At 47.3% G+C, this 23,739-nt stretch carries 30 protein-coding genes and 1 other annotated feature; of the genes, 8 read left to right on the top strand and 22 right to left on the bottom strand.

Annotated features, from left to right (window positions below):
* Positions 1–150 precede the first annotated feature (150 nt).
* The 15 genes from MBEAL2_RS01010 to MBEAL2_RS00940 form a co-directional block, all read right to left on the bottom strand.
* The gene (locus MBEAL2_RS01010) at positions 151–696 is read right to left on the bottom strand and encodes a peroxiredoxin (protein WP_047150458.1); all 546 of its coding nucleotides are present in this window, start codon (positions 694–696) and stop codon (positions 151–153) included.
* Between the two features lie 167 nt (positions 697–863).
* Positions 864–2,060 (bottom strand): LL-diaminopimelate aminotransferase, encoded by a 1,197-nt coding sequence (locus MBEAL2_RS01005; RefSeq protein ID WP_047150457.1) that lies wholly within the window; start codon positions 2,058–2,060, stop codon positions 864–866.
* Positions 2,061–2,073: 13 nt separating this feature from the next.
* Positions 2,074–2,433 (bottom strand): arsenate reductase family protein, encoded by a 360-nt coding sequence (locus MBEAL2_RS01000; RefSeq protein ID WP_047150456.1) that lies wholly within the window; start codon positions 2,431–2,433, stop codon positions 2,074–2,076.
* A 75-nt stretch (positions 2,434–2,508) separates the two neighbouring features.
* A complete protein-coding gene (locus tag MBEAL2_RS00995) occupies positions 2,509–2,994 on the bottom strand; it encodes a DUF5381 family protein (RefSeq protein WP_047150455.1) in 486 nt (161 codons plus the stop codon).
* A gap of 19 nt (positions 2,995–3,013) precedes the next feature.
* Entirely contained in the window at positions 3,014–3,754 is a 741-nt protein-coding gene (locus MBEAL2_RS00990) for a YfjC family protein (RefSeq protein WP_047150454.1), read from the bottom strand.
* Between the two features lie 15 nt (positions 3,755–3,769).
* Positions 3,770–4,081, bottom strand: coding sequence for a hypothetical protein (locus MBEAL2_RS00985; protein ID WP_047150453.1), 312 nt, complete (start codon positions 4,079–4,081; stop codon positions 3,770–3,772).
* A 25-nt stretch (positions 4,082–4,106) separates the two neighbouring features.
* Positions 4,107–5,174 carry a hypothetical protein gene (locus MBEAL2_RS00980; protein WP_047150452.1) on the bottom strand — a complete coding sequence of 356 codons (1,068 nt, stop codon included), beginning with the start codon at positions 5,172–5,174 and terminating at the stop codon, positions 4,107–4,109.
* 12 nt (positions 5,175–5,186) lie between these two features.
* Entirely contained in the window at positions 5,187–5,465 is a 279-nt protein-coding gene (locus tag MBEAL2_RS00975) for a hypothetical protein (protein WP_047150451.1), read from the bottom strand.
* 202 nt (positions 5,466–5,667) lie between these two features.
* Positions 5,668–6,444 (bottom strand): ABC transporter ATP-binding protein, encoded by a 777-nt coding sequence (locus MBEAL2_RS00970; RefSeq protein WP_236692651.1) that lies wholly within the window; start codon positions 6,442–6,444, stop codon positions 5,668–5,670.
* A gap of 30 nt (positions 6,445–6,474) precedes the next feature.
* Entirely contained in the window at positions 6,475–7,536 is a 1,062-nt protein-coding gene (locus tag MBEAL2_RS00965) for a FecCD family ABC transporter permease (RefSeq protein WP_052947344.1), read from the bottom strand.
* A 137-nt stretch (positions 7,537–7,673) separates the two neighbouring features.
* A complete protein-coding gene (locus MBEAL2_RS00960) occupies positions 7,674–8,507 on the bottom strand; it encodes an ABC transporter substrate-binding protein (RefSeq protein WP_052947343.1) in 834 nt (277 codons plus the stop codon).
* 143 nt (positions 8,508–8,650) lie between these two features.
* Positions 8,651–9,892, bottom strand: a complete 1,242-nt coding sequence (locus tag MBEAL2_RS00955; protein ID WP_047150449.1) for a sensor domain-containing diguanylate cyclase — start codon at positions 9,890–9,892, stop codon at positions 8,651–8,653.
* Positions 9,893–9,983: 91 nt separating this feature from the next.
* The gene (locus tag MBEAL2_RS00950) at positions 9,984–10,772 is read right to left on the bottom strand and encodes a DUF2797 domain-containing protein (RefSeq protein WP_047150648.1); all 789 of its coding nucleotides are present in this window, start codon (positions 10,770–10,772) and stop codon (positions 9,984–9,986) included.
* Between the two features lie 29 nt (positions 10,773–10,801).
* Positions 10,802–11,548, bottom strand: a complete 747-nt coding sequence (locus MBEAL2_RS00945; protein WP_304511112.1) for an amino acid ABC transporter ATP-binding protein — start codon at positions 11,546–11,548, stop codon at positions 10,802–10,804.
* A 55-nt stretch (positions 11,549–11,603) separates the two neighbouring features.
* Positions 11,604–12,788 carry an MFS transporter gene (locus MBEAL2_RS00940; protein ID WP_047150448.1) on the bottom strand — a complete coding sequence of 395 codons (1,185 nt, stop codon included), beginning with the start codon at positions 12,786–12,788 and terminating at the stop codon, positions 11,604–11,606.
* A 151-nt stretch (positions 12,789–12,939) separates the two neighbouring features.
* Positions 12,940–13,169: a binding site (T-box leader), on the top strand.
* A gap of 63 nt (positions 13,170–13,232) precedes the next feature.
* Here MBEAL2_RS00940 and proB point away from each other — a divergent pair.
* From proB to MBEAL2_RS00915, 5 genes are all read left to right on the top strand, one after another.
* Positions 13,233–14,378 (top strand): glutamate 5-kinase, encoded by a 1,146-nt coding sequence (gene proB / locus MBEAL2_RS00935; RefSeq protein WP_047150447.1) that lies wholly within the window; start codon positions 13,233–13,235, stop codon positions 14,376–14,378.
* On the top strand, positions 14,375–15,622 hold the full coding sequence (locus MBEAL2_RS00930) for a glutamate-5-semialdehyde dehydrogenase (RefSeq protein WP_047150446.1): 1,248 nt from the start codon (positions 14,375–14,377) through the stop codon (positions 15,620–15,622). Before proB ends, MBEAL2_RS00930 begins: the two co-directional genes overlap by 4 nt.
* A gap of 14 nt (positions 15,623–15,636) precedes the next feature.
* Complete coding sequence (proC, locus tag MBEAL2_RS00925) at positions 15,637–16,467, top strand: pyrroline-5-carboxylate reductase (protein ID WP_047150445.1); 831 nt, start codon at positions 15,637–15,639, stop codon at positions 16,465–16,467.
* 33 nt (positions 16,468–16,500) lie between these two features.
* Positions 16,501–17,313, top strand: a complete 813-nt coding sequence (locus MBEAL2_RS00920) for an AAA family ATPase (RefSeq protein WP_047150444.1) — start codon at positions 16,501–16,503, stop codon at positions 17,311–17,313.
* 66 nt (positions 17,314–17,379) lie between these two features.
* On the top strand, positions 17,380–17,727 hold the full coding sequence (locus MBEAL2_RS00915; protein ID WP_047150443.1) for a YfhH family protein: 348 nt from the start codon (positions 17,380–17,382) through the stop codon (positions 17,725–17,727).
* Here the strand turns inward: MBEAL2_RS00915 and MBEAL2_RS00910 are convergent.
* The gene (locus tag MBEAL2_RS00910) at positions 17,724–18,266 is read right to left on the bottom strand and encodes a GNAT family N-acetyltransferase (protein WP_047150442.1); all 543 of its coding nucleotides are present in this window, start codon (positions 18,264–18,266) and stop codon (positions 17,724–17,726) included. The two genes, MBEAL2_RS00915 and MBEAL2_RS00910, sit on opposite strands and share 4 nt — an antisense overlap.
* Before the next feature lie 128 nt (positions 18,267–18,394).
* Here MBEAL2_RS00910 and MBEAL2_RS00905 point away from each other — a divergent pair, with 128 nt between their 5' ends.
* Genes MBEAL2_RS00905 through MBEAL2_RS00895 form a run of 3 tightly spaced genes read left to right on the top strand, consistent with a single transcriptional unit; the run spans position 18,395 to position 20,057 of the window.
* Positions 18,395–19,048, top strand: coding sequence for a SpoIID/LytB domain-containing protein (locus tag MBEAL2_RS00905; RefSeq protein WP_047150441.1), 654 nt, complete (start codon positions 18,395–18,397; stop codon positions 19,046–19,048).
* Positions 19,049–19,062: 14 nt separating this feature from the next.
* Complete coding sequence (locus MBEAL2_RS00900) at positions 19,063–19,686, top strand: peptidase associated/transthyretin-like domain-containing protein (protein WP_052947342.1); 624 nt, start codon at positions 19,063–19,065, stop codon at positions 19,684–19,686.
* Complete coding sequence (locus MBEAL2_RS00895; protein ID WP_052947341.1) at positions 19,686–20,057, top strand: cupredoxin domain-containing protein; 372 nt, start codon at positions 19,686–19,688, stop codon at positions 20,055–20,057. The genes MBEAL2_RS00900 and MBEAL2_RS00895 overlap by 1 nt, the downstream gene beginning before the upstream one ends.
* Before the next feature lie 59 nt (positions 20,058–20,116).
* Here MBEAL2_RS00895 and MBEAL2_RS00890 read toward each other — a convergent pair whose 3' ends face one another.
* From MBEAL2_RS00890 to MBEAL2_RS00870, 6 genes are all read right to left on the bottom strand, one after another.
* Positions 20,117–20,479, bottom strand: coding sequence for a hypothetical protein (locus MBEAL2_RS00890; protein WP_047150440.1), 363 nt, complete (start codon positions 20,477–20,479; stop codon positions 20,117–20,119).
* A gap of 5 nt (positions 20,480–20,484) precedes the next feature.
* Positions 20,485–20,769, bottom strand: a complete 285-nt coding sequence (locus tag MBEAL2_RS30910; protein WP_152667655.1) for a hypothetical protein — start codon at positions 20,767–20,769, stop codon at positions 20,485–20,487.
* Positions 20,770–20,865: 96 nt separating this feature from the next.
* On the bottom strand, positions 20,866–21,066 hold the full coding sequence (locus tag MBEAL2_RS00885) for a hypothetical protein (RefSeq protein ID WP_047150439.1): 201 nt from the start codon (positions 21,064–21,066) through the stop codon (positions 20,866–20,868).
* Positions 21,067–21,149: 83 nt separating this feature from the next.
* Positions 21,150–22,325: an MFS transporter gene (locus MBEAL2_RS00880; protein ID WP_047150438.1), complete on the bottom strand. Its 1,176-nt coding sequence runs from the start codon at positions 22,323–22,325 to the stop codon at positions 21,150–21,152.
* Between the two features lie 83 nt (positions 22,326–22,408).
* Positions 22,409–23,347 (bottom strand): 4-hydroxy-3-methylbut-2-enyl diphosphate reductase, encoded by a 939-nt coding sequence (locus tag MBEAL2_RS00875; RefSeq protein ID WP_047150437.1) that lies wholly within the window; start codon positions 23,345–23,347, stop codon positions 22,409–22,411.
* Between the two features lie 43 nt (positions 23,348–23,390).
* Entirely contained in the window at positions 23,391–23,660 is a 270-nt protein-coding gene (locus MBEAL2_RS00870) for a YciI family protein (protein WP_047150436.1), read from the bottom strand.
* Between the last annotated feature and the right edge of the window lie 79 nt (positions 23,661–23,739).

Genomic DNA, 23,739 nt, shown 5'->3' with positions numbered 1-23,739 from the left:
CCGAATCAAATCGACTCCACTTCCTAGTATCCTCCACTGTTTCACAAAGTATGCGCTGTCGTGATTCAATTTGTAAAAAAAGGACCTAACGAGGATAAAAAGTTAGGTCCTTTACTTCTTACAGAAACTGCCTGTACAGAGTGGTAAAATTTAGCCTTTAAGAAGAGCCTGGCCAGGTCTCCAGTTTGCAGGGCAAAGACCGCCGGATTGGAAAGCCTGAAGCACGCGAAGTGTTTCATCAACACTGCGGCCTACATCAAGGTTATGGATTGCAGAATACATTAATGTACCTTCAGGGTCGATAATGAACAAACCGCGAAGCGCAATCCCTTTGTCTTCAATTAAAACCCCGTAGTCACGGGATACTTTATGGTTGTTGTCAGAGGCAATTGGGAAGTTCAACTTGCCAAGGCCGTTTTCATCACGGGAAGTGTTGATCCATGCACGGTGAGAGAATTTGCTGTCTGTGCTAACTGCAAGAACTTCAGTATCAAGCTCAGCGAACTGCTCGAATGCATCGCTCATTGCAGTAATCTCAGTCGGGCATACGAAGGTAAAGTCAAGCGGATAGAAGAACATTACCAACCATTTTCCACTGTAGTCGGACAGCTTAACTTCACCGAAATTTTCGCCGTCACCAAGAGCTGTTTCCATTGCAAAATCAGGAGCTGGTAAACCTACAATACGTTCTGCCATATGTAACTACCTCCCATAAGAATATTTTACTCCGGGAATACCCGGAAAATTGAAAACTTATTTGTCCACCTATCATGATATCAAGGGGGGATCCAATAGTCAATATAAGGTGGTAATTGTTTTAATTAAGCTAACGTAAAGTTAACAAACAATATTAAAATAACCCGTTACGGCGATAGTATTCTTGATTCTTTAATGCGGCGGATAACTTCCTTCAATACGTCCACCGGTTTCACAAGGGCTATTCTTACATAGCCCTCCCCTTCTTTTCCAAACGCATTGCCCGGGATGACTACGACTCCCGCTTTTTCAAGAAGGGTGAACGCGAAGTCCTCCGAGGTCCACCCTGCGGGAATTTTGGCCCACACAAACATCGTTGCCTTCGGCTTCGTCATGTGCCAGCCAATTTCGCTTAAGCCGTCAATAAGAACATCGCGCCGCTGCTCGTATACTTCGAAGTTTCGATTCTCGCCGGGGTGGTTCATATCGTGTTCCATTGCTGCAACCGCTGCTTCCTGCACGGCAAGAAAAATACCGTAATCAATATTGGATTTAATGACGGCAAGCGGGCGAATAATCTCCCGGTTTCCTACGAGATAGCCAACCCGGCAGCCCGCCATATTAAAGCTTTTGGAAAGCGAGTTAAACTCAACGCCAATATCTTTAGCGCCGGGTGTTTCCAGGAAGCTCGGCGGGCGGTATCCATTAAAGGCCAGCTCAGAGTAGGCCTGATCGTGGGCGACAATGATTTGGTTTTCTCTGGCGAATGCGACAACTTCCTCGAAGAATCCTTCCTTCACCGTAGCTGCTACCGGATTATTCGGATAGTTTAACACCATCAGTTTTGCCCGCCTGCGGATTTCCTCAGGAATTTGGCCGAAGTCCGGCAGGAAGTCATTTTCTTCCCGCAGCGGAAGCGGATAAACCTCGCCGCCAGCTAAGGCTACGCTCGCGAAATAAATCGGATAGCCGGGGTCCGGCACGAGCACGATATCCCCCGGGTCGATCCACCCCTGGGCAAGATGGGCCAGGCCGTCCTGGGAGCCCATAAGGGATAGAATCTCATGTTCCGGATCAAGCTTGACATGAAAACGATGGTCGTACCATCTGGTTACCGTTTCCCGAAAGCGCAGGGAACCTTCTGAAGTCGGATAGCCATAATTGTCCGGGTTCCTTACCGCGTGCGATAATGCCTCCATGATAAGCGGCGATGGGGGCTGATCCGGGCTCCCGATGCCAAGGTCAATGACCTCTCTTTCACCTCTGGCTTCCACTTCTCTTTTCCGGCGGTTCATTTCTGTAAAAATAGCGGACGTGAGCCCGGCGAGCCGCTTGGACGGCTGGATTGTGAACGAAGTTGTCATGTCGGCGTTCCCCTTACTTCCAGTTTTTCTCCATGTCTTCTTCTTTAAAGCCTACGGTTACACGCCCGTCTCCAGCAATTAGGGGGCGCTTGATTAGTTTTCCGTCCGCCGCGAGCAGGCGCAGCATTTCGTCTTCTGACATATCCTTGAGTTTATCTTTTAAGTCCAGATCACGGTAAGACTGCCCGCTCGTGTTGAAGAATTTCTTCAGATCAAGGCCGCTTTGCTTCCAGTATGTACGCAGTTCATCCTCAGTGGGAGGCTGCTCGACGATCGGGATTTCAGTATAGCCGGCTCCCTGCTCGTCCAGCCACTTCTTCGCTTTGCGGCAGGTGCCGCATTTGTTATATAAATAAGCTTTGATTTCTGCCATGTGTCTCCTCCCTTTCTCACCATTAGAATATCATAAAGAGTGCAGTGGCAGCTATCACCGGCTATTAACATCAACTCATTGCCATTCTTCCCCATCACCTTCGAAAAGCTGCGGCGCATATTTCTCTAAAGGTGAAAATACCCATTTGTTTATCTCTTTATTTAGTAACAATTGATAAGTGGGAATGATGATTTCTTCCTTATTTGTTTTGATCGTAAACCCTTCAAAAAACGCTGTTCGAAAATCTTTTCTGTTTAACCCGTAACCGAACCATTTTACTTTATCATGCGGAATGAAATGATCTCCATAGTAAAAACCGGTTTTATCAAACGATAGAAGAACGATTTTATTCGGCTTGCATAAGTAATAGGCAAACATTCCAAAAGCCACAAGAAAAAACACGAGAATGAGTGACATCGCAGCATAAATAAGCCCTTTCGCAAAAGAACTTTCCTCTACTGCAAAGCCGCTAAAAAGAATCCAGAAAACAGTGATAACAAATAAAAGCATGACTAGAACTTTTATTATCATTGTTTTACGGCTGTATGTAACGTGGTGCATGATACACCTCCAGCAATCGCTATGCGAGTCTGTTTATGTTGGCATTGATTATTGTCTGAAGAGGTTTCGTTTGAAAGACAAGCTGATTTTCACGCTGTTCAATGAACCATGTTTTATCGCTTCCTGTTAGGTACAGATAGCTTTCTGCAGAACGGATTCTGCCGCCTTCGTCGAATTCAAAATCATATATACTGTTTAATCTTCCGCCTTTTTCTACTAGAGCCGTTAAAAAGTCATCTGGCATTTGAGCGATACCCGGGTGATGTTCAGGTAGACGGCCGCTCGCTAAAAGCTGCTGTACAAGCTGATCAAACGCCGGTTCCGCTACAATAAAAAATTCATCCTTTGTGCTTTCCCGATAGCCAATTAATTCCGCTACTTTTGCAAGATCGCTTACAGGAAAGAATGTATGCACCCGCGCATTGTACTCCATAACATGAATATCCCGCGTCTCTCCTAAAAACAGTGAAACAGTCTTTACCATTTCGCCATCCAGCACTTGAAACTTTACCATTCTGGAAGCTTTAGACAAGCGGGAAAGGTAGACGCGCAAATTCTCCTCTACTTCTTGATTCTCACCTTTTATGTCCAGCAGTCCTTTTGACATTAAACCATTCATACCGCTGTCAAAACGAACACTCATTTCTTCTTCTGAAGCATCCGGAAACGCTTCTTCTTTTATCGCAACAGCGGCTGTTGTCTCACCGATTAGCAGCAGTGATAATATGTATTCTTCAGCCGATAAACAATAAGCTGTCATTTATATTCCCACCTATCAGATCATTTTCATAAGTACATTGCTTAGTAATACGATTAGAGTGATAAGGACAGCAAGATAAAATAAAATGACCAAACGTGCAAAAAACCAGTTGCACTTCCCATAGGCGAAAGCGGCAACATGGTACGTCACACCGAGAACGGGAAATAATACGATGGAAGCGAAAAGAAAAATAACCCCGTCCATTTCCTGAGTAATCCATGGGTAAAAATTGCTTATCCCTTTATAGGCGATAAGAAAAAACAGGCCGTAAATGAAGTTTGTGCTTAAAAATGCGATGATAAAAGTAAGAACCAGTCCCCAATCCACTACATCACCTCAATATCCTCTCTTGCTAAATCCAGCCGAACAATTTGTCACTGGCACTGTTTAATGATTCTTTCACATCATGAAATGCTTTCTTAGCTTTAGCTGCCACTGCATCCGTTTTGTTTTCTACCCACGCACCGGCATCGCTGGCCCAGCCTTTCGTATATTTAGCAGCCAGGCCTCCCACAGCCTCGCCAACATAAGAGCCTACAATTCCCCCGGCCACTGCCCCCAGTGGTCCTCCTACAGCCCCTAACGTTGCACCGACATATGCTCCAACAGTTGATCCGACTACTTTGCCGGCTGCTGTATTTACTTCTTCTCCGATGGCTCTGGCATTCATCTCATCAAGCTTTTCCCCGTTATAATGCTTTTTGTTATCCTTAATTCTCGCATACGCAGTCTTAACGGCTTCCATTCCGCTTGCTCCGGCAGATGCAATCGCACTTCCTTTGGCAAAAACCTTCGCAAACTTTGCTTTTTCAATCACCATACCTGCCGTCGTTCTTCCAAAAATTTTCTTTTTTACCTGTTGCTCTAAAGAAGGGTGCTTGACAATCAGTTTTCTTCCCTTTTTTAAATCTCCCTGTGCCTTTAATATTTTCCCCTGTTCCCGCATGAGGCGCTGTTTGCGGTTAAACTTTTGAATGACCATCTTTAGCCATTTGGGGCCTGTTTTGCCTTTCAAGAAGTGTGCTGCTTTCCTGTTGTATTTGAAAACATAATGGTTTCCCATACGTGAATATTCAATTCGTAAAAACCCGCTGTAATGCGAAAGCCCGACAATCCCTAATGCTTTTAACAGACCTTGCCAGTTAACGTCCGATAAATCGGCCTGCTCAAAGTCATTCGCTTCATCCCTAAGCGTCGATTGAAGCTTTGATAACTCGGATTGATTTTGCCGCATTTGCTCTGCGATTTGTTGGAAGGTATCCATGTGTGACCAATCGGTTAAAGAACCTGTAGATTGGCTAATAATAGAATCCACCCTGCTTATCTGAGCCGTAACGCTTGCCATTATCGATTGTGCTGTATTTTTCTCGGATTCAATTTGTTTCGCAAACTCTCTTAATTTATCGGGATGAATAATCACGAGAGGTTCCTCCTAGTCTTTCTTTGCATTTTCATAATACATTTTTCCGGGGATAGCCTGAACCTGTGCAGCCAGGGACTGAATCATGGAAGCGGTTGTTGAGAGAGCATTTCTTGTTTGTTCTAATTCGTTAAGAAACTTCTGTTTCCTTTTTGTGTCCCAGTCCTGATGAATCGCGTCTAAATGATTTTGCAGATTATACTTAAGCTGGCTTATTCTTTCACTCTCTTGCTGTAAGTTCCTGACAACTTCCATTATTTCATATATATTTACCGTTCGCTGTGTTTCCAACGTCATCCCCCCCCTAATAAAATACCATGATTATATGTAAAAAGGTTTGCAAACTTCATAGATGTACAAAAAAGCGTCCCAGATCCGGAACGCAAGAAATAATGCCTCTCAACCAAGTAAGTGACCACATCGTTCATTTACTTATTTACCCGTTATTCATACAAATAATCGAATTGCTTAAAATTAATAAGCTACAGCTGCTTCATGAAGATCGCTGCAGTAAAATCTGCGGAATTCCAAGATTGGGGTGTTCTACAACGAGCGGTTCAATACCATATACATCAGTAAGAAGGGCAGCTTTCATAATCTGTTCGATTGTGCCTGAATGCGTAATTCTCCCATGCTCCATTAACAAAAGCCGATCGCAATACTGGGCGGCCAGATTTAAATCATGCAATACAAGAACAGCCGTGCCTCCCGTCTCCTTCTGCCAGTCCCGAACGAGATTGAGGATGGCAATCTGGTATCCGATATCAAGGTACGTTGTCGGTTCATCGAGTAGAAGAACTTCCGGTTCCTGTGCCAGTGAACAGGCGATAGCAACCCTCTGCCTTTCCCCGCCGCTCAACTCATCCATCCTAGATCCTCTCATCTTCTCTAAGCCCGTTTGCTGCATAATCCTCTCCACTGCAGCTCTGTCACCATTCGGATCCCTTTTCCAGAAGCTCTGGTAGGGGTACCTTCCCATTGCAATGGTTTCCTCCACAGTTATCGGCAGCGGCGCAATCCCTTCCTGGCTGACAACGGCCATCTTTCTGGCCAGCATTTTATGAGAATAGGCCGCCAGAGGTTTACCCTGGAAAACAACCATGCCACTGTCAGGTATGAGCAGGCGGGAAAGAATTTTTATAAGCGTGGATTTACCCGAGCCGTTCGGACCGATAATCCCCAGGGTTTCCCCTTGTGCAACCTGGAAGCTGATTTCAGAAACGATAGGTTTACCATTTAGCTGTAAACTTATGTTTTGTATATCCAGCAATCTATTTTCCTCCTCTGCTGCTACATGCATTCAAAAATAATTACTTCTCCTTTTCCTAAGCAGATATCCAAAAAACGGAGCCCCAAGAAACGCGGTAACAACTCCGATCGGAAGCTCCTGCGGTTGCATGAGCATTCGCGCGACTGTATCGGCAAAAATGAGAAGAATGGCGCCGGAAACCGCCGAAACAGGAATCAGCACGCGATGATCTGTGCCTACAAGGGAACGCATAATGTGAGGCACGACCATTCCGACAAACCCGATGACACCGGACACAGCTACCGCCGAACCGGCTATAAGAGAAGCGGCGATTAAAACAACAAGTCGGACACGGCTTACATTTACACCGAGGTGCTGCGCTTTCTGCTCGCCAAGCGCGAGAATATTTAGCTCTTTGGAAAACGCATAAATGAGAACAATGCCGCCCAGCACATAAGGGAGAATAACCGTGCCAGATGCCCAATCGCTCAGGGTGAGACTTCCCATCAGCCAGTATATAATTTGTGCCATTTTTTCATTTGAAACAGATAGGACAAGCGAGAGCCCTGCGCCAAGAAACGCTTGCACAACCACACCGGACAAAATAAGTGTTTCTATCTGTACCCTCCCTCCTGAAGAGGCAAGCCGGTACACGACAAACAGCGTAAGCAGCCCGCAGAGAAAGGCGACAAGCGGCAAGGTCCACTGTCCCAGGAAGCTTATGCCTTGCCCAAAAAGAATAACCGAAGCAGCCCCAAGCGACGCGCCTGAGGAAACGCCGAGAATATAAGGGTCCGCAAGCGGATTCCTCAGCACACCCTGGTAGGCGACTCCCGAAGAGGCTAGAGCTGCGCCTACGAGCACAGCAAGAAAAACGCGGGGCATCCGGATTTCCCAGATAATCACTTCGGCTGATTTAGCCCATGTTTCTTCCCCGTGAGGAAGAAAAGGAACGTGCGATAAAATAATTTTCCATACCGTGTAAAAGGATACATCGGCACTTCCGAGCGAAACGCTGAATGCAATCACGCAAAACAGCAAAAAAAGAAGCGGGAGAAGCCACAGTATAAGCGTTCTCCCCCACTTCGGATGTCCGGTTTGATTTGCTCTCAATACGCTCAGTCCCTACTTTTTAAATAGTTCAGGATGCAGGCAGCCGGCCACCTGCTTTAATCCTTCTGTAATGCGCGGCCCCGGCCGTGTAACCATATTGGAATCAACGTCAAAGACATTTCCATTCTTGATCGCATTTACGTCTTTCCATTTAATACGGGCTTTGATTTTTTTCGCCGCATCCTTATCATAAAAACCATACGTATTAAGAATGACATCAGGCTGCGCTCAATGATTTTCTCTTCGGAAAGCTGCTTCCATCCGTCTACATCGGAAGCAATGTTTTCACCGCCCGCCATGGCAATCATATCATTTATAAACGTCCCTTTTCCTGCTGTGTACAGCTTAGAGTCTACTTCCACCCATACTTTCGGCTTCTTATCCGCCGGAACACTCTTTACTTTCTCTTCAACCTGCTTTACGTCTTCCTTCATTTTCCCTACCACATCATTTGCTTTGTCCGATGTTCCGGTTGCCTTTCCGATCATTTCGATCATACCATAAATGTCATCAAGCGTTTTTGCTTCGGTGGCAATGACAGGAATGCCCGCCTTTCTTAAATTATCCACTGCTTTTCCGTTTCCGGTGTCGGCAAGGACCAAATCAGGCTCAAGTGAAACGACTTTTTCAATGCTGACATTTAAATCGCCAACCTTTTTCTTGGCTGCCGCTTCTTTCGGATAGTCATCATAATTGGACACACCGACAACTTTGTCACCCAACCCAAGAGCGAAAGCGATTTCAGTCGTGCTTGGCATAACCGAAACAATTTTTTGCGGCTCCTTGTCGATTTTCACTTCTTTGCCTGTGCTGTCTTTAATGGTTAGCGGAAAAGCATTACTTGCGGAAGGTGGGCTGTCCGCAGTGGGCTTCTTTGCTCCCGACGGCTCCTTCGCCGTTCCTCCACACCCCGCAACACCTCCGAAGGCAACTAAAATAACAACAAACAATAACAACATTTTGTTTTTCATCTTTTGTCTCCTCTGCCGAAAAATAAAAATGCCTGCCGTCTTAAATAGAGTGCAGGCGTGCATTTTCTTTATTTGTTGGCTATAAAATTTAATCGTTTTTCATTATAGGCAATGTTGTTTCTTTTTACAACACAACGAACGGCTTAGAGAAACAGTTCATGGGAATAAACCGTAATCCTGTTTCTGCCAAGGTCCTTAGAGCGGTACAAGGACTGGTCGGCGTATTGCTGCAGTTCAACAGGATCCTTCGTATGTATAGGATAGCCGGCGATTCCAATGCTAAGCGTAGCTGCGATCGCCTGCCCATTTGCCAGTATGAGAGGATGAGCATGCAGGTGATTTCGAATCCGGTTCGCCCTCTCTTCCGCTTCTTCCAGTGTAAGCCCCGGAGCGATAACCATGAACTCATCCCCCGCGTAGCGGTACGCTTCCTCCCCTGCCACAAGACAGAATCTTATCGATTCGGCTACCTTGCGAATGAGCAAATCCCCCACATGGTGGCCGTACGTATCATTCACCTTTTTTAAGTTATCAGAGTCGAGCATAATGAGGGCGAGGGATTGGCCTCTCTGTTCTGCCTGATCCAGCTTTTCTTTCACATCCCGGTGAAACGCGCGCCTGTTTTTAATTTGCGTAAGTTCATCTTTGATCGACATTTCGTACACCTTATCATACAGCTCCGCCGTTTCAACCGCACTTGCAACCTGTGTCCCAATAATTCTGAGCAGTTCTTCGTGTTCTTTCTTGTAGGCAAACTCCCGGTAACTCTGGGTCGTGATTACACCCTTGATTTCGTTTTTCAAAAGCATCGGTACAAACAGTAATGTATTTGTATCCTGCTCCGGATTTCCCCAGCGGCTAAGCGTCTTCTCAGCCGATTCTTTCTCCGTATTGATGTGGACAGTTTTACGGGTCGTTAACACTTCAGAGGTAAGACCTTCTCCGAATGGAATTGTTCGTCCATCATATTGAACCCCGTTATCAATCGAAAACGGAATTTGTATCTCTTTATCCCCCGCCTTGTAGAAAGCGATAAAAAACGCGTCCGTATCCATTACCCTTGATACGAGTTCAAACGCTTTCTCATAAATCTGGTTTTTATCAAACGTCTGCGTAAGCGTCTGTTCTAAATCATGCAGGATTTTCAAATGTTCTGACATCCAGTTCAATGCTTCAAGCCTTTCCCCGATCCTTTGAATCTGAACAATAACGTTACGGTGAGTGCGTTTGTCCTTACGTGATATGTCCGCCTGTTCTGTCTCGTCTACTAAAGCGGAAAACATCGATTCTCTAAACGGCTCCTGCTCTAATTGTTTTAAAAGCCGCTCGTATTTTTCTATCATATGGAGATGGAATTGCTCCGCACCTGGCACGTCGCTTCTCATAGCCCACTCCCTCCCTTTACCGTTGCCACTTCGCGCAGATAGTAAAGAAGCAGGAAAAGCTCGAAGCTCTATTCCCACTTCCTGTCTCTATCTATCCGCTGATTTGTACCTGATAGCCTGAATATTTACGTACGTTGAGTACGCCGTTTTTAAAAATCAAATACTGCCCTTTAATTCCAATTAAGCAATCTTCAACGACGGCCTGCTTGTCCAAATTATAGGCTTTCACTTTATCGATATTTTCAAGGATAGGATATACGACATCAACCCACTCATCCTCTTTGAGTGCGTACTGTTTGTACTCCTCGGGAAAACATTCCTGGATTTGTTCGCGCAGTTCAAGCAAATCCACAAGCGTAATGTCTCCCTTGAGCATTTTTCTCCAATCCGTTTTGTCCGCTACATACTGGGCAAGGTGTACTTCCAGCTCACCGGCGAGTTTGCGCGTCGGAACTTCGGCGATTGGAATGGCACGAACCGCCCCCTGGTCGACCCAACGTTTCATCTGGTTGTTTTTGCGCGTTAATCCTACCTTAACCCCGCTGCTGACTGCGAGATATACGTAATGAGGAATCATACAATGTGCCACACCCCACTCGGGGTCCCGACATGTCCCTTGCTCAAAATGGCATTCATGCGGTTTCACAATGCATAAATCATTTTCGGGAAGGCTCGTAAAACACGGATAACAGTACCCGCTGTTAAATGTCTTTTTAATGCTGCGGCCACAGTTGATACATTCCATTTTCCCAAGGAATTCAATGCGAATCGTTTTTCCAACCCAATCATTCATGTTGATGTTGTCTTCGCCAAGCGGCAAAACATACTGCACCGGATTCTCATAGTTGTGGACAAACCCGTGCAAAAAACCGGTATATATCAAAGTTTCCTCTCCTAGTTCGCTTTTTATTATTGTGCAGCTTCCGGAACGTTAATGATCTTACGAAGAAATTCCCTGGTCCGCTCATTTTTCGGATTTGTGAACACGTCTTCCGGCTTTCCTTCTTCCATAATAATTCCCTGATCCATGAAGATAACCCGGTCACAAACATCACGGGCAAAGCCCATTTCATGGGTAACGACGACCATGGTCATCCCTTCTTTAGCCAGCTCCTTCATAACTTCAAGCACCTCGCCGACCAGTTCCGGATCAAGCGCCGATGTCGGCTCGTCAAACAGCATAATTTTCGGGTTCATCGCAAGCGCCCGTGCGATAGCGACCCGCTGCATCTGCCCGCCGGACAGCTTCTCCGGATACACATCGGCCTTGTCCTTCAGCCCTACTTTTTCCAGAAGCTGCAGAGCTTTCGCACGCGTTTTTGCTTTGTCTTCTTTCAACACCTTCATTGGTGCCAACATTACATTTTCCACAACGGTTTTATGTGGAAAAAGATTGAAGCGCTGGAATACCATCCCGACTTCTGTACGTACTTGATTTATATTTACTTTCGGATCGGAAAGATCGTGTCCATTAATAATAATCTGTCCGCTTGTCAATTCTTCAAGCCCGTTTAAACAGCGAAGAAATGTACTTTTCCCCGAACCTGAAGGACCGATGACGCTCACTACTTCTTTTTCACTAATCGTGCAATCAATTCCTTTTAACACTTCAAGCTGGCCGAAATATTTGTGCAAATCTTTTACTTGAATAATCAAAGTTCCGAGCCCCTTTCCCTATAACCTTCATTCTTTCTATTGTAAGAAAAAACCGTTAGTTTGTAAAATGAATTAATGCCTTTTCCGTCTCCTGTTTTTTCCGCTGAAAGAAGCACCCGAGCAAAGAAAACAAGAGAAATACGCCCCCGAGGAAATAAAACATGCTGCCCGGCGAGCCGTATTGAATTCCGAGCCCTCCTAGATTCGGCCCAACGATGCTTCCAACACTAAAATTAATGGACGCTATCACGTTAGCAGCGGGCAAAACCGGCTTCGGGAGCAAATCAGCGACATACGCAAGACCCAGGGAATAAAAGGAGCCGATAAGCCCTCCGGCCAAAGCAAAGAGCAGGAGAATGCCCCAGACGTTATTTTCCATGAGAGGAACCGCCAGAAAAGCAAGGGAACCAATCACTCCCGCCCCGACAAGCACAGGTTTTCTTCCTATACGATCGCTTAACATCCCGAGAGGAAGCTGCAAAATCAAGCTTCCAATCCCAATGGCCGGCAGAAGAATGGATATCCAATTCTCGCCGATTCCCATGCGCAATCCGTACACCGGAAAGTTGCTATTTGTTGATGATTCCATATATCCGTAAAGAAAAGACGGAATAAGCGCAAACCAGGCCATTTGAATCGCAAGCGTATACCGCTTCCCTGTCGATGCTTCCACTCCCTCTTCTTTCACAGGAAGCTCGTGCGGAAGCCTTAACATAAGAAGAAAAGCAAACAAATAAAAAACACTGACCACTGCAAACGGCACCCACAGGCCAAAATCAAGCAAATTGATGCCCAGAGGGCCGATGCTAAAACCGATGGCATATGCCATACCATAAAGTGAAATATTCCGGCCGCGTTTCGCCGCAGGACTGCTCGATGTAATCCAGAGCTGGGATGCGAAATGAAGCGCGCTGTCACCGATGCCGACAAGAATGCGAAGCACAAACCAGAATACAAGATTTTGCGAGAGCGGAAAAAGCAAGGTCGCTGCAGTAACAAGCGCCATGCCTGTTAGGATAGCCGGTTTATATCCAAACTTCCGTACCGGCTTCTCCACAACAAGCATAGCGAAAAAAATACCGATATAAAGCGCTGTGGCATTCAGTCCATTCATTCCGGAAGGAACGCCCGCTTTTTCCAGCAGGATCGTAAGCAGCGGGAGGAGCAGCCCCTGGCTCAGGCCGGCAACCGTAACAACAAGAATCAAAATAAAAAAGCGGTAGGATGAAGATGTCTTCACTCTCTTTATGTCCTCCTAGAATGCTTTGCAAAAATACCTATTCCGAATCTATTTTACTTTTCTTCTTCCTTTTATAGTTATGCAAGTTTTTTCATACACCTTGACAATTGTGTAAAGCCCCTGCATAATAAAAAACAATACAATACGGCTTATAAAAATGTTGATGGGGATCAGTACGACAATGGCCAGCGTCCAGAGAGCAAATCATTTAGCTGCGAGATTTGCCGCCCGGTTTGTCCGAACCCACCCCGGAATGCCAGGGATTAACCTGGACAGGGTTCTCTTTCCCTGTTATCAAATAAGAAAAGCGGACTTGTCTGCGCCTGGGCGTGATGAGTCAATGAAGGTGGTACCGCGGAAGCAAAATCTTTCGTCCTTTTCTATAAAGGATGGAAGATTTTTTTTATGGATTACGTACACGTTATAAAAAAGGTGGAATGCAGGATGGATAGCAACCGTAAAAACCGGATCGTCGTTAAAATCGGCAGCAGTTCATTAACCAATCCCACAGGAGGATTATCACATGAACGGCTGCAGGAGCATGTGGAAGCTATGGCTGCGATCCGGGAGGCAGGACACGAAGTCATCCTTGTCTCTTCTGGTGCAGTTGCGGCCGGATTCACAGCCCTCGGCTACCCGTCACGCCCGGTAAACCTGGAGGGAAAGCAGGCGGCAGCGGCCGTTGGGCAGGGGATGCTCATCCAGGCCTATAACGACTGCTTGCGCAGGCATAACCTTATCGGCGCGCAAATTTTGCTCACGCGAAACGACTTCTCCAAGCGGCAGCGCTACAACAATGCATACAATGCGCTCAGCGTGCTGCTGAAACGCGGTGTCGTGCCGATTATTAATGAAAATGATTCCGTTTCCGTTGATGAATTGACGTTTGGTGACAACGATATGCTCTCTGCACTTGTAGCCGGGCTGCTTCATGCGGACGGGTTAATCATTTTAACAGATACAGACGGATTGTATGAAGCCGATCCGAGAACGCACCCGGGGGCAAAGAAGTTTAGCTTGATTAAAGAGATCACCCCGGAAATCGAAGCGCTGGCAGGCGGTGCGGGCAGCCGTGTCGGCACTGGCGGGATGCGCTCGAAAATCGATGCGGCCAAACTGGCCATGTCGCTCGGAATCGACGTCTTTGTCGGCACCGGGAATGGTCCGGAAAAGCTCCTGCGCATTCTTAAGCGGGACGGAGCAGGTACTTATTTTAGCAACGATATAAAAGGAACCCTTCGATCACGCAAACAGTGGATTGCCTTCCATTCCGAAACTTCCGGGCAAATTCAAATCGATGATGGAGCGGCAAGTGCCCTTTTATATAGAGGAAAGAGCCTGCTTCCCTCGGGTATCCAAACGGTGCGTGGATATTTCTCACCGGGGGATGTCATTGAGGTGACCGACGGCTCAGGCCGTCTACTCGGGAAGGGTGAAAGCAATTACTCATCCGGACAGTTAGAGCAGGTCATAGGCAAATCGACGGCATTCTGCAGGGAAATATTGAAAATCGAACGGGCGGAAGTTATCCACCGTGACAACTGGGTGGCGCTATATATCGAGCATAATACCGGGGAGGGAGTAAAATGACACTGCTGGAGAAAGCAATAAAAGCAAGAGAAGCAGCGGCACAAACGAGTTTCCTTACGACAGAGGAGAAAAACGAAGCGCTCCTCCAGATGGCGGATGCGCTTGAGAAAGAAGCAAAGCAAATTATAGAGGCCAACGCGCAGGATATTCAGGCGGCGGAACAAAATGGCGTCACAGGCACGATGATTGACCGCCTCTCGCTGAACCAGGATCGGATAAGAGACATGGCGGAGGGCCTCAGGCAGGTTGTTTCCCTCCCTGACCCGGTCGGGGAAACACTCGAAGCCTGGGAAAGGCCGAACGGGCTAAAAATCACGAAGGTGAGGGTTCCTCTTGGTGTGATTGGTATCATTTACGAAGCTCGTCCGAATGTAACCGTAGATGCTGCGGGGCTTTGCCTTAAGACTGGAAATGCCGTGCTTCTGCGCGGAAGTTCCTCGGCGCTTCATTCCAACCGCATGCTTATTGCTGTCCTCAGGCAGGCGCTGGAAACAACGCACATCCCTGCAGATGCAATCCAGCTCCTTGAAGAAGGCACCCGCGATGAAGTCAATCAAATGCTGAGAATGAATGAGTATATTGATGTTTTAATCCCGCGCGGCGGCGCTGGTCTCATCCGTTCCGTCGTGGAGAATGCCTCCGTTCCCGTGCTTGAAACCGGGGCAGGCAACTGCCACATTTATATCGATGAATCGGCCCGGCCGGAAATGGCCTCACAAATCATAGTGAATGCTAAGACCCAGCGCCCTGCTGTGTGCAATGCGGCAGAAACCTTGCTCGTTCATGAAAAATGGGCAGAAGCTCATTTATCTTCTCTGCTTGCTGAATTAAAAAACAAAAACGTAGAAATTCATGGCTGCGAACGGACCCGCCGGCTTTCAGAAGATGTTGATATTATTCCGGCCACGGAAGCGGATTGGAAAACAGAATTTCTTGATTACACCCTGGCTGTCGCTGTTGTGGATTCAACCGAAGAAGCCATTCATCATATTAACCGCTATAGTACAAAGCATTCAGAGGCCATTATAACGGAATCGGAGCGAAACGCGCGGCTGTTCCTCCAGCGGGTGGATTCCGCTGCTGTCTATCACAACGCTTCGACCCGGTTTACAGACGGATTTGAATTCGGATTCGGGGCAGAAATCGGCATTAGTACGCAAAAGCTTCATGCACGCGGCCCGATGGGGCTGCCCGCGCTTACGTCTTCCAAATATGTTGTTTACGGAAACGGCCAAATTCGATAAGGGGGAGAATTACAATGCTGCAAAATAAAAACATTTGTTTTTTTGGCGCCGGCTCGATGGCTGAGGCGATGATTTCCGGCCTCCTGGATAAGAAGTTAATCGACTCACGGCAGATTTGTGCGTTAAACAGAGGAAATGAAGCCCGCATCCAGGAGCTTGCCTCCCGCTATGGCATTGCCACTCCAACGAGAGAACGGGCGATACGTGAAGCAGATGTTATCATTCTTGCTGTCAAGCCGAAAGACATTGCCCGCGCCGTTGCTGAAATTAACCAGTGGACCCACCCTGAACAGCTGTTTATTTCCGTACTGGCCGGAACTTGTACTGACTACATCTCTACCCTGCTTGGCCATGCGGCACCGGTCGTGCGAACAATGCCAAATACATCCGCTGCTGTCGGTCTATCTGCTACAGCCATCGCACCGGGCGTGACGGCTACAGAGGATGACATGGACCTGGCCATTGCTATTTTCGGTTCAATCGGAATCGTAGAAACGGTAAAGGAAGAGGAACTGCATGCCATAACAGGGCTTTCCGGAAGCGGGCCTGCTTATGTATACTATCTTGTAGAAGCAATGGAAGCCGCCGGGCGTGAAATGGGTTTGGATGCGGATGTCGCGCGCCGCCTTATTCTACAAACGATTATTGGGGCTGCCCATATGCTGCAGAAACAGGACGTGGAACCGTCCATACTCCGGCACCAGGTTACAAGCCCGAACGGCACAACGGCTGCGGGTATAGAAGTGCTGGAGAAATATAAGTTTCAGGAAGCGATGCGGGCCTGCATTAAACGGGCGGCAGAACGTTCGGAAGAAATGGGAGCCCAGTCCTTACCGACTTCTTGATGGCCGGTTCCAGTTAAATAAAGGAGAGACGGCATGGAGGTTTTTGCACTACACGGACCAAGCGGAACTGGAAAAAGCACAAACGCACTTGCAATTGCCCACAAACATAACATTCCGGCCATTATCGATGACGGGCTGCTCATTTACAGAGGAAGGAAAATCGCCGGCACCTCGGCAAAGTATGAGCGAACAACGATTCAGGCGGTCAAACGGGCGATTTTCTTCGATGAGGCCCATGCCGCCGCTGTTAGAGAATCAATACATGATCATCAAATAAAACGCATCCTCCTCCTCGGCACATCGCGAAAAATGGTGGACCGGATCGCTGACGCTCTCGGCCTTGGCCCGATCGACCATTATATTGCAATCGACGAGGTGCGCTCATCAAGCGAGATCAAAGCGGCGCTCTATACGAGAAAAACAGCCGGCCAGCACGTCATACCCATTCCTTATATCCAGGTAGAACAAGATTTCTTCCGGCGTATTATTTCGCAGGGGAAGAAAATTTTCTCCCCCAAAAAAGAAATTATCGGCGAAACAACCATTGTACAGCCTGACTTTGGTTTTGGCCGTATTCATGTGTCGGAAGCGGTCCTTAAGAAGCTCATTATCCTGAGCTGCAGTGATATTCCGGAAGTTTCCAATGTAACGAAAATCCAAATTGCCTTAACCGATTTGCCAACCGTATCATTTGAAATCGGCCTCATCGCTTCAAGGGAAGCCAACCTTCCTGCCATCGCCCGGTTAGTCCGCCAGCGAGTATATGACACGTATATTAACAACCTGAACATTGAGCTGCATCAAATTCATATTACAATTGGAAAATTGACAATGCCCGGTACCTGAATTACCGGGCTTTTTTTGCTGTGTTATAATTATGTATGATTTAACTAAAGAAAGAAGGTCGCCAATATGATTCGTTATAGCGAGATGTCGAGAGAAGAATTACAAGCGGAAATGCAAAAGCTGCGCGCAGAAGGAATGCGCAAATACCAGGCTGGCTATATCTCTGAGGCTTCTATTTTGGAAACCAAGTTTTTTATGGCACGCTCTTATATGCTGAATCCGGATGATTATCCGAGCGGCCAGGAATATATTGTTGTTGGATATGATGAACCGTTTTTTGTTCGTTATTTGAATGGAGTCATGGCGTGGGGCCACTTCAGCTCGTCCACTGAGGAGAAAGCCTTCCCGATTGGCCGCCTGGAGGAAATTGCACCCTCCTGCGGCGCAGGATGCGGATGCGGCCACACCCACTAATGTTTTTGCCATTCTTTTTTGAGCAGCCCGTACACCTCATGATCAACATAGTGATCGTATATCCACTCACCTTCCCGTATTCTTCCCTCCCATGTAAATCCAAGCCGCTCCGGAATGGCGCGGCTTTTCTTATTGTCTGTCGCACATCGTATTTCCACCCGGTTTAGCCCCAATTCATCAAATACATAGGCGACTAGTCCGCTCACAGCGGCAGTCATAATCCCTTGGCCCTGCATTTCCCCGGCAAGCCAATATCCAATGCTTGTATGATGATTCGACCAATCAATATGGTGCAGGCCAATAACGCCGGCGATTTCTCCCTCGTAACGAATTACGTAATTTCCGCCGTTTTTGATCGCCTGCAGCTGCTTGCTGGCCGCTATAAAATCAGCCACATCACGGGCACTCTGATTGAAATCCACCCATGGTAAATAAGTCCGGAGATGCTCCCTGCTCCGATCGATAATGGCGTAAATTCCTTCCGCATCGTCCGGTTCAATCTCTTCAACTGAAAGTGCTTTGCTAATTTGCAGTTTCACTTCTTGCCCCTCTTTCCATTACGGTGGATTATACCATTTTTTTTACCAATTATTACACGGAACAATTTCTGGGATCTTTCCCATACTATCGATAGCGAAAAATTTTTAATTAAAGGAGGAGACGCTGTATGCGTCGATACATGTTCCACATCGTCTGTGCCCTTCTGGCGCTTGGGATCATTACACAAATTTTCATTGGTAGTCCGGAGGCAAAGGCTCAGCAACGCCAGAATGAATTCAAAGTCGGGCAAACTCCTTTACCCGGCAGCCTTCGCATTGCTGTAAGGGAAAGCCGGCCCGGAGGAGAACCAAACCCGCGCGGACGGATTTTGTATGTCATGGATTATCCGTTTGAAACGTACATCCGCAACGTGCTTCCCAATGAGTGGCTGCCCAGTTGGGAACCGGAAGCGCTGAAAGCCGGTGCGCTGGCCATTAAAATGTTCGCCTGGTACCATGCGCTGAACCCTGTGACCATCGATAACCAGACGTTTGCCGTCGATAATACAGTTAACTTCCAGGTATTCCGTGAAGGAACGGACCTGCCGCGGACAAACGCTGCCTTCGATGAGACAATCAATCTGGCCTACGTCGAGCCCGACAATACAATCATTGAATTGAATTACCGTGCAGGGTATCCGAACAGCCCGAACCCCCAGTACCGAAACGCGCAAAAAATGGCCCAGCACGGAAGCCAGTATCTGGCGGAAACCCAAAACCGAAACATGCTGCAAATTCTCCAGTACTACTATGAAAACAGAAAGCTGGTTCAATTTCAATGAGAGGAGGAGAACGAGTGAAAAAGTGGATGCCTGTCGTTCTGTTGTCACTGGTCATTTCCTCTCTGCCTTTGCAGGCAGAAGCTGTACCTAAGGACAAAGGGGCGTTGCCCGAATACAAATATGAAACGTTCCACCGCCAAAGCAATGATCCGCTTGCCAAGCAGCCGGATGTTAAACCCGGTAAGGACATTCCAGGCTATAACAAATGGGACAAGTGGGCGCTGCTGCAGGTAAGAGTCATTGACGGCAGAACAAATAAACCGCTGCCGGATGCTGAAGTCGTCGTAGCGGAGAACGGATACCGGACAAAAACGGATAAAAACGGTTATACTTCCGCTTTTCCCGCGCCCGTAATACGCGACCCGAGATTTACCGAGACACTTGCAAGGCTGCATGGGCAACTGACACTTCTTGCCTACAAGAACGGATACCGGGATACGATTTATTATAACGTAAGGATGAACGAGGGAACGACCACGACTCCCGAAATGTGGTTGTATCAGATTACACCCGAGGATCGGCGAATCGAACCGTATGTGTATTTCTTTCCGACTCACCGTCTGTTTAGCATAAATCTTGCTGAACAATTCCGCAGCAAAACCCAGCCCGGTGCCGGTCCGGAGAGTCCTAACCGGTAATGAAAAAAGCAAAGTATATGCTTCCGCTTTTCCTTGCTGCACTGAATATCGGCATGTTCGTATGGAATCATGAGAAAACGTCGCAAATACAGGCACGGGCGTCTCAAACGATCATGATTACCAGCCATGGTTTTACACCGAACCGCCTGACTTATAAGCAAGGGGATGTTATATCGCTCGCTATCCACAATACAGACGACAAACAGCATAACTTTGTACTGGGCGATTATTTCATCTTTTCGCGCAATCTCACAAAAGGCGAAATGACAACGATCCAATTTACCGCGCATAAAAAAGGAAGCTTTACCTTTTTCTCCGACTCGCCCGGCCATCCTGAAATCGGGTATAAGGGAGAAATCGAGATAAACTAATGAAAAACATCGTAACCTCATTACAAGGAAAAGGAAGACACCACAGGTGCCTTCCTTTTTTATCGATTGAGGCGGGTTACTCTTTCAACGGCCCAGATTCCTCTAGGCCCCTGGCGTACCGGCTGGTACAGTTCAATCAAAAACCGGCACGGGGCATGCACGCTGTCAACCAGTGCATGATTTAGCCCTGAATCATAGTCCACGTAATAGCCCCGAAGCGTGAATATATCACGGGGGGAAAAGCCCAGATTTGCAGTACCAACCATCCTTGCCGTTTCAACAGGATTCAGGCGCCACGGATTCCCGCCAAGGTCAACATACTGCTGGATTGAAATAAAATCTTCAGGTACAGCCACATGTCCTTGTTTCACCTCGCTGCACGGCTGCCGCCAGTTTTCCTCGTACACCCTCTTTTTTCCCATCCATATCACCTTTTTGAACAGTGTATGCGGTGCTCATAGGGAAGGTGTCCAGCAAATGTAAGAAAAACATCGCGGGCATGCCGCTCGTCCTTTCCCCTTCTGGAAGCTGGACGGCCGCTTAGTCTCACGCCGGGCGGACCGGCAAAACATCTGGGTAGCTCAATGATGGAGACAATTGCCGGTCTTTTTCGCCCTATGTTCGACACGCTCCACAGGGGGGAAAGAAAAGAGCCGTCATCGCCCGCGATGTTTTTCTTGGACGTTGGGACCGCACGGTCCCATGATAGCAATTCCCTTTAACACTTTAAAGCAACATATACTTTCTTTAACGACAAAAAAGGCAGAGTACGAAGCGACCTGTACTCTACCCGTTTATTTAATTTATCCTACATTGCTATGGCCGGCTGTGCCGGTCCTGCCACAATACGGCCGCGCTGCACCTGGCGATGGAAAGCATCCTTTTCAATCACAAAGCCTTCATTCGAGCCCTCATAACGACAGGCGAAAAATAAATGGTCAACATCCTCCACAATAAACGGCTTCATCTCCCGGGACAAACGAAACTGGCGACCTACATGTTGTATCATAACAGAACCCCTCCACACCCGTGTTTTTTGGTATTTGTAGTATAACACGTTCTGTCATAATACAGCAAGTAGTTTTTCGAAAATTATTGTAATACAGTCAACTTGCTTTTTTTTGTGATAATCCATGTAACAATAGCAAGGGGAATAAGGCCTGCAGCCGTAAGAACCCCGAAAAAGGTATAAGTCATAAGAATTCCATAGCGGTCCACAATAATCCCTCCCGCCAGATTGCTCGCCATAGAGCCGAGGCCAAGACCCATCGAAGTATAAATCGAAAGTGCCGTTACCCGCAGTGAATCGGGTGTGTTCTCCTTCACAAACTGGGCGGCTGATGATAGATAGAGCCCGACAGATAACCCCTGGATAAAGAACATAATAAGCACAGCCGTCGGTGAAGGGCTGTTTCCATACCAGAACCAGCGCAGTGAGGATACAATACCGGCAAGAAAAATCGTTCTCTCAAGTCCCAGGCGCCGGATAAAATAACCTGACCATTTCATAAAAGGCGCCTCGCTCCCTGCAAACAGCAGAAAAGCAAACCCTATGCCGGCGATCTGCCCGCCTAGCTTCTCGTAGAGCAAACCGAAATATACGTTGTGCGCATTAATAGGGCCGAAAATAAGAAAGGCGCTGAGCAAAAACAGCATGTACCGGGGAATTCTTATAAGCTGCGTGAGCCCTTTGAAGATATTCACAGATGAAACGCTTTTCTCTGCCTCAACGCCCTGCAGGAAGATAAAGCCGGAAAGCTGGGCAAAAGCATACAGGTAAAAAATAACCTGCAGGGAGAATTTCTCCGCCAGCAGCCCGGCTATCAACGTAGCAACAGCAAACCCGATCGCTCCCCACTGCCGGACACGCCCGAATTCAATCCCTGTCCGTGCCGTATAATGGAGGGCCAACCCGTCGGATATGGGAACAATGCCGCTTTGAAAAAAGTGAAGCAATGCATAAAGAGACACAAAAGCCAGGAAATAATGGCCGAACGGCAGCAGCAATGAGGCGCACATAGCTCCCAGGAAAATCCCGCTTAAAATCTGTTTCGAAAGCTTAAACTTATCGCAGAGCATTCCCCAGAACGGCTGTGCCACAATCGCTACAATCGGTCCTGCCGATACAATGAGCCCAATCTGTGTGCCGCTCATCCCGATGCTTTTTAAATAATGGGAAAGCAGCGGGTACAGTGAACCAAGGGCAAAGTAAATAAACATGAACAATCCGCTAATCCGAACGGACTCATAACCGAATACATTCCTCAATCGTGTCTCTCCTTTCCTGCCTTGAATCGATATCTACTTTCCAACGAAAAAAGCAAACCCGACAGGTTTGCTTTTTTCGCGATTTACCCCTTGTACACAGGAAGAATTTTTTTCGGATTCACTGTACGTACTTTTTCCCACGTCTTCGGATCGTTCTCTTCATACTGCTCAAGAAAAGCAATGACTTCCTTCGTTATCGGTGTAGGTGTAGAAGCGCCGGAGGTCACTGCCACTTTGTTTTTTCCTTGTAACCAGTCCAAATTAATTTCGCTTACATCAGAAATGCGGTAGGCAGGCACTTCTGCGATTTCTTCGGATACCTGTGCCAGACGGTTCGAGTTGTTGCTGCGCGGGTCACCGACCACAATAAGCACATCCGCCTGTCCGGCTTGCTCCGCCACCGCTTCCTGCCTGATCTGGGTCGCCATGCAAATTTCATTATGGATTTCGCAGTGCGGATATTTCTTGATGACACGATTCATAATGTGTTTAATATCCCATTGGCTCATCGTCGTCTGGTTCGTGACAATGATTTTCTCATGCGGCAAATCCAGGACATCTACATCCGCCTCGTTTTCAATCAAGTGAATATGGTCAGGTGCGACGCCGAGGGCTCCCTCCGGCTCAGGATGGCCCTTCTTTCCGATATAAATTACATGGTAGCCTTTGGCTACTTTCTCGCGGATTAAGTCATGTGTTTTTGTAACATCAGGGCAGGTTGCATCTACGACGGTAAGCCCTTTTTCCCTCGCTCTTTCCTTCACCTCTGGTGACACACCGTGAGCGGTAAAAATAACCGTTCCCTTTTCCACCTTCTCAAGCAGCTCCATGCGGTCCGCCCCGTCCAGGGTGATGATATCCTGGTCTTCGAAGGCTTTTACAACGTGGCTGTTATGGACAATCATCCCCAAAATATAAATGGGACGCGGAAAATCAAAGTTCTTTGCCGTCTGCTGCGCCAGAACCATCGCATCAACGACACCATAGCAATAGCCGCGGGGTGAAATTTTAATGACTTCCAATGATGAGACCTCCCCACTTTAAAATATAACGTACATGTTTCCCTTATTTAAGCGGCAGCGATAGAGCGCTCCATTCGCGAAGTTCAAATGTGCGGGCGCCGGTTAACACGGCCGGATCATTCTTCGCCAGCTCTACTGCCTCTTCATACGAATCCGCTACATAAATCACCATACCGCCTTTTCCGTCGGTAAACGGGCCTGCTGCCATTATCTTTCCCTCAAGAAACAGCTTATTCACATAGTCCAGATGGGCAGGGCGGTGCTCCGCATTTTTTTCCTGGTCAATAATCGGTAATGAAGCTACATATTGCATTATAATTCCCCTCTCATTATACTGTAATTTTTTCTACATTGAATGTAAAAAAGGGTCGTCAACCTGCACAACCCTCTGC

The organism is Aneurinibacillus tyrosinisolvens, assembly GCF_001015055.1.
In the GTDB taxonomy this organism is placed as follows: Bacteria; Bacillota; Bacilli; order Aneurinibacillales; family Aneurinibacillaceae; genus Aneurinibacillus_A; species Aneurinibacillus_A tyrosinisolvens.
Note: the sequence above shows the minus strand (reverse complement) of the source record. Positions and strands in the feature narration are given on the sequence as shown.